The sequence below is a fragment of the Amycolatopsis sp. NPDC059235 genome (assembly GCF_042754125.1).
Lineage (GTDB): Bacteria > Actinomycetota > Actinomycetes > Mycobacteriales > Pseudonocardiaceae > Amycolatopsis > Amycolatopsis albidoflava.
Map to the genome: position 1 here is coordinate 1 of NZ_JBHZAG010000138.1, position 13682 is coordinate 13682.

Annotated in this window: 14 protein-coding genes; 6 read left to right on the plus strand and 8 right to left on the minus strand. The window is 67.7% G+C overall.

Annotation, left to right across the window (positions count from 1 at the left end; genetic code table 11):
• Positions 1–146: 146 nt before the first annotated feature.
• The gene (locus tag ACFXI3_RS44415; RefSeq protein ID WP_344285954.1) at positions 147–650 is read right to left on the minus strand and encodes a GNAT family N-acetyltransferase; all 504 of its coding nucleotides are present in this window, start codon (positions 648–650) and stop codon (positions 147–149) included.
• 53 nt (positions 651–703) lie between these two features.
• Entirely contained in the window at positions 704–1363 is a 660-nt protein-coding gene (locus ACFXI3_RS44420) for an SDR family NAD(P)-dependent oxidoreductase (protein WP_378408057.1), read from the minus strand.
• A gap of 61 nt (positions 1364–1424) precedes the next feature.
• Between ACFXI3_RS44420 and ACFXI3_RS44425 the strand changes: the two genes are divergently transcribed.
• Together ACFXI3_RS44425 and ACFXI3_RS44430 are read left to right on the plus strand one after the other, a co-directional pair.
• Positions 1425–2021, plus strand: coding sequence for a TetR/AcrR family transcriptional regulator (locus tag ACFXI3_RS44425; RefSeq protein WP_378408059.1), 597 nt, complete (start codon positions 1425–1427; stop codon positions 2019–2021).
• A 121-nt stretch (positions 2022–2142) separates the two neighbouring features.
• Entirely contained in the window at positions 2143–2874 is a 732-nt protein-coding gene (locus ACFXI3_RS44430) for a hypothetical protein (RefSeq protein ID WP_378408061.1), read from the plus strand.
• A 1-nt stretch (position 2875) separates the two neighbouring features.
• On the opposite strand, the gene ACFXI3_RS44435 is transcribed toward ACFXI3_RS44430, so the two are convergent.
• Both ACFXI3_RS44435 and ACFXI3_RS44440 read right to left on the minus strand, forming a co-directional pair.
• Positions 2876–3877, minus strand: a complete 1002-nt coding sequence (locus tag ACFXI3_RS44435; protein ID WP_378408063.1) for a Gfo/Idh/MocA family oxidoreductase — start codon at positions 3875–3877, stop codon at positions 2876–2878.
• Positions 3874–4884, minus strand: a complete 1011-nt coding sequence (locus tag ACFXI3_RS44440) for a LacI family DNA-binding transcriptional regulator (RefSeq protein ID WP_378408065.1) — start codon at positions 4882–4884, stop codon at positions 3874–3876. Before ACFXI3_RS44440 ends, ACFXI3_RS44435 begins: the two co-directional genes overlap by 4 nt.
• A gap of 97 nt (positions 4885–4981) precedes the next feature.
• On the opposite strand from ACFXI3_RS44440, the gene ACFXI3_RS44445 reads away from it, so the two are divergent.
• Genes ACFXI3_RS44445 through ACFXI3_RS44460 form a run of 4 tightly spaced genes read left to right on the plus strand, consistent with a single transcriptional unit; the run spans position 4982 to position 8665 of the window.
• A complete protein-coding gene (locus ACFXI3_RS44445) occupies positions 4982–5854 on the plus strand; it encodes a sugar phosphate isomerase/epimerase family protein (protein ID WP_378408067.1) in 873 nt (290 codons plus the stop codon).
• A gap of 20 nt (positions 5855–5874) precedes the next feature.
• Entirely contained in the window at positions 5875–6867 is a 993-nt protein-coding gene (locus ACFXI3_RS44450) for a sugar ABC transporter substrate-binding protein (RefSeq protein WP_378408069.1), read from the plus strand.
• Positions 6864–7892, plus strand: coding sequence for an ABC transporter permease (locus ACFXI3_RS44455; RefSeq protein ID WP_378408071.1), 1029 nt, complete (start codon positions 6864–6866; stop codon positions 7890–7892). The genes ACFXI3_RS44450 and ACFXI3_RS44455 overlap by 4 nt, the downstream gene beginning before the upstream one ends.
• Positions 7889–8665, plus strand: a complete 777-nt coding sequence (locus ACFXI3_RS44460; protein ID WP_344285946.1) for an ATP-binding cassette domain-containing protein — start codon at positions 7889–7891, stop codon at positions 8663–8665. Before ACFXI3_RS44455 ends, ACFXI3_RS44460 begins: the two co-directional genes overlap by 4 nt.
• Here the strand turns inward: ACFXI3_RS44460 and ACFXI3_RS44465 are convergent, their stop codons facing one another.
• The 4 genes from ACFXI3_RS44465 to ACFXI3_RS44480 all read right to left on the minus strand — a co-directional run bounded on the left by ACFXI3_RS44465 (position 8666) and on the right by ACFXI3_RS44480 (position 13378).
• Positions 8666–9481, minus strand: coding sequence for an alpha/beta fold hydrolase (locus ACFXI3_RS44465; protein WP_378408073.1), 816 nt, complete (start codon positions 9479–9481; stop codon positions 8666–8668). It lies immediately after the preceding gene.
• A gap of 67 nt (positions 9482–9548) precedes the next feature.
• Positions 9549–10493 carry a hypothetical protein gene (locus tag ACFXI3_RS44470; protein ID WP_378408075.1) on the minus strand — a complete coding sequence of 315 codons (945 nt, stop codon included), beginning with the start codon at positions 10491–10493 and terminating at the stop codon, positions 9549–9551.
• A complete protein-coding gene (locus ACFXI3_RS44475; protein WP_344285943.1) occupies positions 10490–11725 on the minus strand; it encodes an MFS transporter in 1236 nt (411 codons plus the stop codon). The genes ACFXI3_RS44470 and ACFXI3_RS44475 overlap by 4 nt, the downstream gene beginning before the upstream one ends.
• A 9-nt stretch (positions 11726–11734) precedes the next feature.
• Positions 11735–13378, minus strand: coding sequence for a discoidin domain-containing protein (locus tag ACFXI3_RS44480; RefSeq protein WP_344285942.1), 1644 nt, complete (start codon positions 13376–13378; stop codon positions 11735–11737).
• Positions 13379–13682: the final 304 nt, after the last annotated feature.

The following is a 13682-nucleotide window of genomic DNA, read 5'->3' on the forward strand; positions in this document are numbered from 1 at the left end:
ATCCGTGAGGGGAACCCTGAGGGACTCTGAGTCCCTCAGGGTTCCCCTCACGGACGTCAGTGGGAGCAGAGGGCAACGCACCCAATGTGGCGTTCGGTGCGTTCAGCGCACCCAATGCCACATTGGGGCGCTTGCGGGGCGGGCGGTCAGAAGTCGAGGTGTGCGTCGATCTCCGTGCCGCGGACGTCCAGTTCCGCGCCGGCCCCGCTCAGCAGCCGCTGGGCCGCCGCGTTGTCCACAGTGGTCGTCGCGACGAACTTCGCCGCGCCGCCGTCGCGGGCCGCGTCCAGCAGCACCGCGGTCACCTTGCGGCCGATCCCGCGTCCGCGCGCCGAACGGCCGAGCCACACCCCGGCTTCGACCTCCAGCGCCGACCGCCCGGACACCGGCCGCAGCCGGGCCGCCCCGCAGACCCGGCCGTCGACCTCCACGACCCACGTCGTCTCGATCGCGGTGTCCGGGTTGAGGGATCGTCGGCGGTGAAACGCGAGAAACGCTTCGCGGCGGGCTTCGGTCCAGCCGGCGGGACCTTCCACCGGCGGCATGACCTCGGTCGGTTCGGCGTCGGCCACCGCGGCTTCCAGAAGCCGCTCGAGCCCCGGCTCGTCGAGCGGGATCAGCACGATCTCGGATTCTCCGGATCCAGGCACGCCCCGCAGCTTGGCACGCGAAGCCGCCGTGCGCTACCCGATCGGCCCAGTCGTTACCAGGGAACCGGCTTGCCGAACCGGTCGAGGAACTGCAGCCCCGGCTCGCCTGCCTGCGCTTCCAGGACGTCGACGACCGCGGGAACGCTTTCCTCGGGCAGCAACGGCGCGTCCGGCCCGCCGAGCCGCGTCCGGTTGTGGCCGGGGTCGATGAGCAGTTTGGTGTGCCCGTCGCCCTCGTGGCGAGTCGCGTAGCTGCGCATGAGCTGGTTGAGCGCGGCCTTGCTCGCCTTGTACAGCTCGTACCCGGGTTCGACGTTCATCGAGATGCTGCCCTGCTCGGACGACATCACCGCGACCGTGCCGCCCGGCGCAACCAAATCGTGCAGTCCTTCGAGGACTCTCAACGGGCTCAATGCGTTGGTGATCATGACTTCGGTGAACATCTCGGTCGGCACTTCGCTGATCGGCAGATTCCCTTGGTTGATCGCCGCGTTCACGAAGAGCAGATCGAGCGGACCGTCCACTCTGTCGCGCAGCGCGGCGATCTGTGCGTCGTCGGTCATCTCCAACCGCTCGGTCCGCATCCCCTCGCGCGGCGCGGCACCGTCGCGAGTGGTCGCGATGACCTCCCACCCGCGCCGGTCCAATTCGGTGACCAGCACCAATCCCAGCCCCCGCGAAGCTCCGACCACCAATGCCCGGCGTCCGGTCATGGCCCCTCCTTTGTCTAGACGAGACGTCACGTCTAGACAGTAGCACGGTAAGGTGTCCGGTATGCCCGCAGTGAATTCCCAGCCCCGCAGGGCACGCTCCGGCAACCGGCGGGACGAGGCCGCCCGCCTCGCCGTCCTGCACGCCGCCGACGACCTGCTGGTCGAACACGGCTTCGGCGCGCTGACCGTGGAAGCGATCGCGCGCCGCGCCGGCGTCGCGAAGCAGACGATCTACCGCTGGTGGCCGTCCAAGGTCGAAATCCTGCTGGACACGCTGATCGAGGACAGCGCGAAACGCCTGCCGGTGCCGACGGAGCTCCCTACCGCGGGAAGCATCCGTGCGTACCTGCGTGATTTCGCGGATTTCCTGACCGAGGATCCGGCGGGGAAATGCCTTCTCACCCTCCTGGCCGAGGCGCAACACGATGTCGGGACCGCGGCTCGGTTTCACGAGCGTTACCTGGAACCGCGGCAGATCGCCGAACGCGAGATGCTGACGCTGGCGGCTGAGTCAGGCGAGATTTCTCCGGTGCTGGATCCGGAGGCCACAATGGACGCTCTGCTGGGGCCGATTGTCTACTGTGCACTGACGGGGGCGGCGGTGCCGGGGGATTTGGTGGATACGTTGGTGGAGAGCCTGCTTCGTCCGCGATCTTGAGTTAACCGGCGGATTCCGACATTCAGGTGAACTTGCCAGGCTCCGTTTCGTTCCACGCCTTCATCGGAGTTGGATTTTCTCCACGCACAGCCGATCGAGGGGCACGGAGGGGATCGCTGGCATGGCTGATGACTGGTATACGGATGAATTCGGACGCAGGCGCCGCATTCCCGACGGCGACGGACGACGGAGCCGCGGCGGCGGAATCGTCCTCGCCGCCGGAGTCGCCGCGGTGATCGGCGCAGGTGGGGTCACGGCGTTCGGCGGCGGGGCCGCGGTCGAAGGAGGCGCGGGAATCGCCGCGGAGGCGCTGCCCGGCAACCTCGCGGGGGACGTCGTCGATTCGCTGCCTGGCCGCTCTGCCTCGGTCAGGAAAACGGAAGGCCGGAAATCCGCTCGGCGAGGGAAATCCGCCGAAACGTTCAGCAGGTTCAAGCTCAAAGAGCTGAAGCGAACGGTGAAACGCGACCTGAAGTGCCTGCTCAATTCCACGGGCAAGGTGCGGGAATTCTTTACCCGCACTCCGTGCACCTCGCTCGTCATGAGGTTGTACGCGGTCGGCGACGGACACGGCAACGCCGCGGTGCTTTCCGTGGCCTGGGTCGGATTCCGGACCAAGGAGGACGCCGCCGCCTTCGAGCGGGTCGAGCAGGTGCAGGGCAACGGCGACGTGACCCCGCTCGGCGGCGCTCCGCTCGAACTGGCCGGCTTCCGCTTCACCGGGCTCCACTACCACCCGAGGCCGCTCGGACGGACGATCGTCATCGGCGAGGCAGACACCGCCACCGGTCGCTTCGATGCCGAAGACCTCAACACTCTCGCCGAGGTGGTGACCTACTTCCCAAAGCCCTGACCTACCGCCGCACCTCGGCAACCCGGACCGGGCGGTTTTCTCGCCTCGAGACCTCGCACGCCTCCGCGATGTAGAACGCCTCCAGCGCATCCCCCGCCCCCGCAGGCGACGGGATGCGCCCAGCCGCCACGTCCAGGAAGGCGTGCAGTTCAGCGGCGTAAGCCGTCCGGAATCGTTCCATGAAACCGGGATACGCTGGTCCCGGCAACGGCCCGAAGCCCGGTTCCACCGATCGCAGCGGAGCCTGGTCGTCCAAGCCCACCACGGCATTCCCCAAAGAGCCAAGGGCTTCGAAGCGGACGTCGTATCCCGCGCCGTTGTAGCGCGTCAGGGAGACCGTCGCGAGGGTTCCGTCGTCGAGCGTCATCGCGACCGCCGCTGTGTCGACGTCTCCGGCGTCGGCGAAGAACTGCTCGCCTTTGTTGCGTCCCAAGGCGAATACTTCCTCGACCTCCCGCCCGGTCACCCAGCGGAGAATGTCGAAGTCGTGCACCCCGCAGTCCCGGAACAGGCCGCCGGAATGCGCGATATAGGCCGCGGGCGGCGGCGCTGGGTCCAAAGTGGTCGCCCGGACACTGTGCAGCCAGCCCAGTTCCCCGCTCTCCACCGCGACCCGCGCGGCCTGGTAGCCCGCGTCGAACCGGCGCTGGAAGCCGATCTGCACCGGTACGTCGGAGTCCGCGATCCGGTCGATCACCGCCAGCGTGCCGGGGATGTCCGCGGCGACTGGCTTTTCACAGAACACCGGCACCCGTGCGTCGACCGCCTGGATGATCAGCTCCGGATGCGCGTCCGTGGCCGCCGCGATGACCAGGCCGTCCAGGCCGGCCTGGAACAGCGCGTCGATTCCCTCGACCGCCTCGACGCCGAGCCGAGCGGCGACCGACTGTGCTCGCTCGGGATCCACATCCGCGACGACCACCGACGTCACCTCGTCGAAGCCCGCAAGCGTTTCCGCGTGCGCGGCACCGATCCGCCCCGCGCCTGCCAGTCCCAACCTCATCGCTGTGCCTCCCCTGAGTTCGGCCCCGTGGTCTCCCGAACGACCAGGGACGGATGAAGCAGATGCCGCACCGGTTCAGTGCGTTCACCCCGTACCCGTTCCAATAACGCGTCAAAGGCCAGCCGGGCCATTTCCGCGCGCGGCTGGTCCACTGTGGTCAGTGAGATGTGCCGGAGGGAAGCCAGCGACGTGTTGTCGTAGCCGACCACCGAAACGTCGTCCGGCACCCGCAAGCCGTGTTCCTCGAGTGCCGAGATCGCACCGACAGCGTTGAAGTCATTACCTGCCAGAAGCGCGGTCGGCCTGGGCGAATACAAGGACAGCAGCTCCTGCACGGCCTTCTCGCCCGCGGTGTCGGTGTGTTCGCTGCGCACCACGATCGGCTCCAGCCCGTGCGACCGCATTGCCTGCCGGAAGCCTCTCCGTCGCGCGGCGGCACCGGCCGCTCCCCCGCCGTCGAGGTGGGCGATCCGGTGATGACCCAGCTGAACCAGATGTTCGACAGCTAGCGCCGCGCCAGCCTCGCCGTCGTCGTTCACAGTATCCACAGTGGACAGACGAGAAGTCCGTGATACCAGCACTACTGGACACTGCCGTGCCGCCGCTTCGATCGCAGCGGCCGGGACCACCGGCGACAACAGCACCACGCCGGCGGGACGGAACGACAGAAGACTCCGCAGCGCCGCGCCTTCCCGCGAAGGCATCCGCCCGCCGGTGTTGAGGATCAGGTCGAATCCGGCCGCTTGAGCAGCCGCGTCCAGACCCTCCACGACGTCGGCGAAGAACGCGTTGCGCAGGTCGTTCACCATCACGCCGAGCACCGTCGACGTCCGGCTGGCCAGCGACCGCGCCATCACGTGCGGCGAATAGCCCAGCTCCTCGGCCGCTTTCACCACGGCCGCGCGCCGCCGCGCCGAAACGTTCGGCGCGTTGCGCATCACGAGCGACACCAGCGCACGGGAGACACCGGCACGCGCGGCGACGTCCTCCATGGTGGGCTTCCCCATCTGAAACCTCCCCGGAGAAGCGCTTGACGCGACGGTCCGGACGCTACAAGCTTAGAGCGCTCTAATCAAGGCGTGTCCCCCGACCGGAGAGGGATCCATGACCGCGAAGATCCGCGTCGCCGCCGCCCCGATCTCGTGGGGAGTCTGCGAGGTTCCCGGTTGGGGCCGGGTGCTCGACGCCGCGCACGTGCTCGGCGAAATGACCGAACTGGGCGTCACCGCAACGGAATTGGGCCCGCCCGGCTATCTTCCGCGCGAACCGGCCGCACTGAAAGCGCTCCTGGAAAGCCATCGGCTCGAACTCGTCGGCGGCTTCCTTGCCGTGCCGCTGCACGAAAATCCGGACGCGGCCGTCGCCGAAGCGGAAGACTCGGCCGCGCTCTTCGCTGCCTGCGGCGGCGGAATGCTCGTGCTGGCCGCGGCGACCGGCCTCGACGGTTACGACGAACGGCCCGCGCTCACCGCCGCCGAATGGTCCACTTTGGTCAGCACGGCGGGCAAGATCCGTGACGTGGCCGCGAAACACGGACTCCGAACTGTCTTGCACCCGCACGTCGGCACGCACGTGGAAACCGAGGCAGAGGTCGAACGCTTCCTCGCGGACTCGGATCTTCAGCTCTGCCTGGACACCGGGCACCTGCTGATCGGCGGCGCCGACCCGGTCGCGCTCGCGCAACGGCATCCGCGGCGGATCGGGCACCTGCACCTCAAGGACGTCCGCGGCGAGTTGGCCAAAGCCGTCCGAGCGGGCAAGCTGCCGTACGCCGAAGCGGTCGGCAAGGGTCTCTACGTGCCGCTCGGCAAGGGCGACGTGGACATCGAAGCCATGGTCCGCTCCGTCGCCGAGGCGGGCTACGACGGCTGGTACGTGCTGGAACAGGACACCGCGCTGAGCGAAGACAGCCCGATCGACCGTCCCGGCCAGGACGTCGCGGCCAGCCTCTCGTACCTGCGGAAAATCACCGGTTGACCAAGCGAGGAGAGACAACGATGTCCCATCGCTGGAAGCGCGCGGGCCGCGCGGTGGCGAGCCTGCTGGCCGCGGGCTTGCTGCTGACTGCGTGCACTGGTCCGGCCGCCGAGCCGAAGACGACCGCGCCCGCCGCCGCGCCGACGCCGTCCGGGCCGCTGAAAGTTTCGGTCATCACGCACGGCACCGCGGGCGACGCGTTCTGGAACGTGGTGAAAAACGGTGCCGAGCAAGCGGGCAAAGACCTTGGCGTGCAAGTGGAATACACCTCGGACGGCGATCCGGGCGCGCAGGCGAAGCTGATCGACAACGCGGTCGCGCAGCAGACCGGCGGCCTCGTGGTGTCGATGGCGAATCCGGAGGCGCTGCGCCCGTCCATCGAGGCTGCGGTGCGCGCCGGGATCCCGGTAATCACCATCAACTCCGGCGAGGACAAGAGCGCGGCGTACGGCGCGCTCACGCACGTCGGGCAGAACGAGTCGATCGCCGGTCAGGAAGCCGGGAAGAAGTTCAAGGACCTCGGCAAGCACAAACTGCTGTGCGTGATCCACGAGGCCGGGAACGTCGGACAGGCGCAGCGTTGCGACGGCGCGAAGACCGGATTCGCCGGCACCGTCCAAACCCTGCAGGTGGACATCTCCAACCCGACCGACGCCGAGTCGCGCATCCGCGGCGCGGTGCAGACCGACTCGTCGATCGACGCGGTGCTGACGCTGAACTCGCAGGTCGCCGCCCGTGCGGTGAGCGCGGTCAAGTCGGTGAACTCGAAGGCGCAGGTCGCCACGTTCGACCTCAACTCCGACGTCGTGGCCGCGATCAAGGCGGGCGACGTGCTCTTCGCAGTCGACCAGCAGCAGTACGAACAGGGCTATCTCCCGGTGCAGTTCCTGAAGCTGTACCGGGACAACGCGAACGTCGTCGGCGGCGGCAAACCGGTGCTCACCGGACCCGACCTGGTCGACAAATCCACAGTGGACAAGGTCGGCCAGTACGTGCAAAGGGGCACCCGATGACGACCCTCGACGAACGGCTGGCGAAGCCGCGGCTGACCGACCGGCTGGTGGTGCGCCCGGAGATCGGCGCGCTGCTCGGCGCGGTCGTGGTGTTCGGCTTCTTCACCTTCGCGACCGACAAGTTCTTCAGCGCTAGCGGAGCCGCGACCTGGCTGGACGACGCGGCGACGCTGGGCATCATGGCGGTGGCCGTGTCACTCCTGATGGTAGGCGGCGAATTCGACCTGTCCGCGGGTGTGATGACCGCGTCGACGTCATTGGTCACCGCGATCCTCGCCACCCAAGCAGGCTGGAACGTCTGGCTCGCGTTGCTCGTCTCGCTGGTGTTCGCGCTGACAGTCGGCGCGTTCAACGGCTGGCTCGTGATGAAAACCGGCCTGCCGAGCTTCATCGTCACCCTCGGCACTTTCCTTGCCCTGCAAGGCTTGAACCTCGGCGTGACGCGACTGGTCACCGGCACCGTCCAGGTCTCCGGCATGCGTTCCGCCGACGGCTACGCGTCCGCCGGGTTCGTCTTCGCCTCCACAGTGGACATCGGCGGGACACCGTTCCAGATCTCCATCGTCTGGTGGCTCGGCGCGATCGCGGTGGCGGCGTGGCTGCTTCTCCGGACGCGATTCGGCAACTGGATCTTCGCGGTCGGCGGTTCGGCCGCGAGCGCCCGTTCGGTCGGCGTTCCGGTGGTGCGCACCAAAATCCTGCTGTTCATGGGCACCGCGCTGGCCGGCTGGCTGGTCGGTTCGATCAACATCCTGCGGTTCGCGAGCGTCCAGGCGAATCAGGGCATCGGGCTGGAATTCCAGTACATCATCGCGGCGGTGATCGGCGGCTGCCTGCTGACCGGCGGGTTCGGCTCGGCCGTGGGCGCGGCGATCGGCGCGCTGATCTTCGGCATCGCGCGCCAGGGCATCGTGTTCGCCGGATGGGACAACGACTGGTTCATGCTGTTCCTCGGGATCATGCTGCTGGCGGCGGTCCTGGTCAACAACGCATTGCGGCGGCGCGCGGAAAGGGTCCGGCGATGAACGCTCTCCTCGAGGTCAAGGACGTCGGCAAGCGTTACGGCACCGTGGTCGCGCTGCGCGAAGTGTCCACAGTGGTCAACGCGGGCGAGGTCACCTGCGTGCTGGGCGACAACGGCGCGGGAAAGTCCACTTTGATCAAGATCCTCGCCGGGGTGCACCAGCACGACGAAGGCGAGTTTCTCGTCGAAGGTTCCCCGGTGCGGTTCTCCTCGCCCCGGGAAGCGTTGGACCGCGGAATCGCCACGGTGTATCAGGATCTCGCGGTGGTGCCGCTGATGAGCGTGTGGCGCAACTTCTTCCTCGGCTCGGAACCGACCGTCGGCTTCGGCCCGTTCCGCGCCCTCGACCGGCGCAAAGGCCGCGAACTGACGAAGAAAGCCCTCGCTGACCTCGGTATTGACCTGCGCGACGTCGAACAGCCAGTCGGCACGCTCTCCGGCGGCGAACGGCAGTGCGTGGCGATCGCCCGGGCCATCCACTTCGGCGCGAAGGTGCTGATCCTGGACGAGCCGACGGCCGCGTTGGGCGTGAAGCAGGCCGGCGTCGTGCTGAAGTACGTGGCCCAGGCCCGCGACCGGGGCCTGGGCGTCGTCCTGATCACGCACAACCCGCACCACGCGTACCCAGTGGCCGACCGTTTCCTGCTCCTCAAACGCGGCGCGGCGCTCGGGTCCTACGAGAAGTCGGAGATCGACCTAGCCGAGCTGACCCGGCAGATGGCGGGCGGCGCGGAGCTGGAGGCGCTGGAGCACGAGCTGCGGCAAGCCGAATAGCTACACGACTTTCTCCAGCCAAGGCCGCACCAAAGGCACCACGGTGGCCGCCTGCATCGCGCTCATGTGGTCCAGCCCGTCGAGCACCTCGACGGTCCACCCACGCGCCTCGATCTCGGCCCGCTCCCGCAACAACGGCCCGGCGATGTCGACAGTCACCCCGCCCCACCGCTCGCTATACACAATCCGATCCTCGGACCCGGCGAAGCACAACCGAGGACACGACAGCTCGACGGCCCGGTCATCGAAGTCCTGCAACGCCTCATACAACGTCACGAACTGCTTCGTCTGCCCCGTCGACAACGTGACATCCACCGAATCCCAATCCCCCGGCTCACCTTTAGTCTCGGCCGAGGGGCCAGCAAGCGCCATCTCGTGCGTCGCCCGAGTCACCGCCAGCATCGCCGCATACGGCCCGTCCAGCGGCGGATACCCGCCCATCACCAACGCGTCCAGCCGATCCGTGCGCAACGCCAGCTGCAGCCCGGACAACGCCAGCCACGAGTAGCCGTAATACGAGAACCGATCCGCCCCGGCCGAGTCCGCCACCGCCAGGAAATCGGCCGCGACCACCTCCGGCGCGAGGTCGGCCGGATGTGCCATCCGGTGCCCCTGGTAGTCGAAGGCCACCACCCGGAACCCGGCGAATCCCTCGATCAGCGAACGGCCCAGCTCCGGATCGGCGCCCCACTGCCGGGCCGCCTCAGCCTCCGGTCCTTCGGCAGGCCTCGGGTCGACCGGGAGCAGCAGCACCGGCCCGTCCCCGTGCACCTGTGTCTCGATACACGTTCCGTCATGCAGAGCAGCTTCAGCCATCTCATCTCTTTACGTCGTAAAGTATCGCCGGACACGAGAGTACTATACGACGTAAAGAGATGTCGAATCAGCTGGTGACGGCAGGCGAGGCGGCTTCGTCCACCAGCTTGCGCGGGGCTCCGGAGCCGTCCGCGGGCACCGACCACACGGCGTTCTCCAGGCCGTAGAGGATCGTGTGGTCGTCCTGCCAGAGTGCCTGGTCGTCCACACTGCGGGTCTCGGCGAGCGCGGTCTCGCGCATCGTCTTGAGGTCGAGCACGGACAGCCGCCAGACGCCCTCGCCGACCTTCTTCTTGAACGCGATCCGCGTTTCGTCCGGCGACAACGACGGGCATTCCACGTTCTCCCGCAGCGCCTTGCCGCGGTAGGTGTCGTAGTCGCCTTCGATCAGGTACGTCTTGCCCTTGGAGCCCAGCGTCGAGAAGAACCGCTTGCCGTCCTTGGCGAACGTGATGCCCCAGTAATTGACGTCGGACGAGAAATAGCGCTTCCCGTCGACCAGGACCGGCAGTTCCTCGATCGTCTTCTCCAGCTCGCCGTTGTCCAGCTGGTAAACGCCGGCGCGCGTCGAAAACCCAGTGGCGGCATAAGAATCACCGGTGACGAACAGTGTCCAGTACACCCGTTTGCCGTCCGGCGAAACGCGCGCCCGGCTGGGTGTGCCCGGCAGATAGTCCTTGTGCGTGGTGTTGAGATTCCGATCCAGGACACTGAAGTCACTGACGGCAGGCAAGGTGCCGGGACGCACCGCGAGACACATCCCAGTCGTGCCCGACACCGCGAACCGGTCGCACTTCAGATCGCTGAACTTCGGCACAGCACCAGGATTCGCCAGCGGAACAACGCCGACATTGCCCGTCTTGGTACTGCGAAAGAACAACTGCCCAGGCGCGAGCGAAAGATGTTCCACCTTCGCGGGTTCGGCTGGACTAGGCCGCGCGGCGACGGTGTAAACCACCGCGGCGGCCGCGAGCACCACAGTGCCGACAACAGCGAGAAGAGCCTTTTTCATTTGCGCACCGGCCTTGCGAAAGCGGCGCCGAGCGCCACGACAGCGAGCGCTCCGGCCGCCGCGAGGACCGCGGGCTGGAGATCCCACAACGTCCAGGCGAGTCCGAAGAGGACAGACGAAAGCATCCGAGCGGCGGCCTGTCCGGTTTGGACCACCGCGAGACCGGTCGCCCGGAGATCAGCGGGCACCAACGGTCCGGCGGCTGCCATCAGCACCCCGTCGGTAGCCGCGTAGAACACGCCGTGCAGCCCCAAAGCCAGCGCCGCGAGCCAGAATCCGGACACCGGCCCGCACAGCGCGATCAGCGCGGCGACGAGCGCGACATGCCCGCCGAGGAACACCGGCCAGCGCCCGATCCGGTCAGCCAGCTTGCCCAGCGGAACGGCCAGCACCAGATAGATCCCCGCGGTGCCGAGCGGCAGCAACGGAAAGAATGTCGCCGCGACATCCCAGCGCCGCTGAAGCACCAGGTACACAAAGGAATCGCCGAGAGTCACGAACCCGAGCAGCGCCGCCCACACCGCCACGCGACGGAAACCCCGGTCCCGCAACAGCCCGAACGCCGCCCGTACGGACACCGCGGCCCGGTCGGCGATGTCCTGTTTGTGGTCGCGGACGAACAACACCAGCAGCATGACCGCGATCGCCGCGATGCAGAAGCTGGTGAAGAACACCGATGTGTAGCTGCCGAGGCTCAGTGCGAGCACGGCCATCGCGACGAGCGGCCCGAGGAACGCGCCGACGGTGTCCATCGCGCGGTGCACGCCGAACGACCGGCCGAGCGTGTCGGGCTCGCTGCTGAGCGAGATCAACGCGTCGCGCGGGGCCGTGCGCAGGCCTTTTCCGGTGCGGTCGGCGGCGAGCACCACGCCGATCGCCGCGACCGAAGAACCGGCCGCGACCAGGCCGAGCTTGCACACCGCGGACAAGCCGTAGCCGAACCCGGCGACCGCCTTGAGCCTTCTCCACCGGTCGGCCAGATGCCCGCCGAGCACGCGGACCACGGCGGTGGCTCCCGCGTAAAGCCCGTCGAGCAGGCCGAACTGCAGCGGGTTCAGCCCGAGGCCGAGCACCAGATACAGCGGGAGCACCGCGGTCACCATCTCCGAGGAGATGTCGGTGACCAGGCTGACCGCGCCGAGTGCGACGACGTTCGCCGACACCCGGCGCAGGCCGGCCTTCCGCTCGGTGCCCGCCGCGACGTCCGAACTACGGCTTGTCGCGATGTACACGGCCGGCCCCTAGTTGTGGCAGGTGTAGGTCGGGCTGCTGTCCTGGACCTTGCCGTCGAGACCGATCAGCTGCTCGGAGAAGGTGTTGTCGGTCATCGTCAGCTTCAGCACGCCGAAGGTGTCCTTGAGCAGCTTCGCCGTGGTCGGGTGCGCGGAGTGGACCGGGTACGGGTTCGCGCCGCCCATGCCGCCGATGATCTCGACCGGGCCGGCCGGGTCCGCCTTGCCGCTCGCGTCCTGCTGGTTGAACCGTTCGTAGTGGTGGTCGTGGCCGTTGAGGACCAGGTCGACCTTGTTCTGCGCGAACAGGTCCCACAGCTGCTTGGAACCGCGCTGGTCGCCGTGGTCGCCGGAGCTCCACCGCGGGTGGTGGTAGTACGCCGCGACGCAGCCCTTGGTGTTCTTCGCCAGGTCCTGCTTGATCCAGTTCATCTGGTCGGTGTCCTGGAGCTCGCCGCCGTCCTTGTCGTCGACGAAGCCGTTGGAGTCGATCGCGATGAAGTGCCAGTTGCCCATTTCCCAGCTGTAGTACCGCTTTCCGTTCGGCGTGGCGATCTTGCCGAAGTACTGCTGGTAGGCCTCGAACGGCTTGTTGTCGTCGTAGGTCTCGTGGTTGCCCGGGATCGGGTGCGTGATGCTCTTGAACTTGCCCCAGGTCTTGTCGTAGTAGTCCTTGAAGTTCTGCAGGGTGAGGCCGGTGTCTTCGGCGTCGTACTGGTTGTCGCCCATGGTGATCACCGCGGCGGGATTCATCCCCTGGACCAGCTTCGCGGTCTTCGGGTGCACGCAGCTGGAGCTGCTGGCGGTGCACTGCTCGGCGATGTCGCCGGCCGCGGCGAGGACGAAGGTGTTGCCCGCGGTCCCCGGCTTCGTGTGCACCTTGACCGAAGTGCTGGCCGGCGAGGTGTTGCCGGCGGCGTCCTTCGCACGGACGGTGTAGGTGTAGTCGGTGTCCGGCGAGAGGCCGTTGTCGGTGTAGGACGTGGACGTGCTGGTGGCGACGGACTTGCCGTCCCGGAGCACGTCGTACCCGCTGACGCCGACGTTGTCCGTCGCGGCGGCCCAGGTCAGCGCGACGCTGTTGGAGCCGATGTCACCCGCGGCGAGGTTCGACGGAGTGGTGGGCGCCTGGGTGTCGCCGGAGGAATCCGGGGTGCCGTAGGCCTGAAGCTCCCAGAGGGAGTAGCCGTACTTCGTGGCGCGCTCGGTGCCGACGAAGCGCAGGAAGCGGCCGTGCCCGGACAATCCGGTGAGGTCGTCGGTGCCGCCGTCGCCGTTGGTGATCGTCGCGATCGGCTTGAAGTTCTCGCCGTCGTCGGAGATCTCGACGCGGTACTTCTTGGCGTAGGCCGCTTCCCAGTTCAGCTTGACCCGGTGGATCGTGGCGGCCTGCCCGAGATCGACGCGCAGCCACTGGGCGTCGGCGCTGACCGCGCTGGCCCAGCGCGTCTTGAGATTCCCGTCGACGGCGTTGTCGCCGCCGAGCGTGGACGTCTCAAGCGTCGAGGTGCTGACCGGTTTCCCTTGGGACAGCAGCACATCGGCGGCAGCGGCATGGGCGTCGCGCGCGGGCGAGACCGCCGCGGGCAGCAACACCACCGCGGCGGCCGGCAAGGCGAACCGGGCGAGACTTCGGACACGGGACGAGGACACGTCGCACTCCTTCGGGCCGGACGGGAACAGGGCGGCGGCGTTACGGTTCTGCGGCGTCTCGTTGCGATTATTGCGTTAAGAAAGTTTCCTAACTAAAACGGCAGAGTAGCGGGCCCGGTTTCTCCCGACAAGCCCGGAACGGACGTGAAACGATCAAGACCGCCCGATCAGCGGAACGCCCCGCTCGCGCCCGCGAAAGTGCCGTGAGGGGAACCCTGAGGGACTCTGATTCCGTGAAGGTGGCCCTCACGACCCCCAAGTCCGTGAAGGTGGCCCTCACGGACTTGCGCGAGTCCGTGAGTGC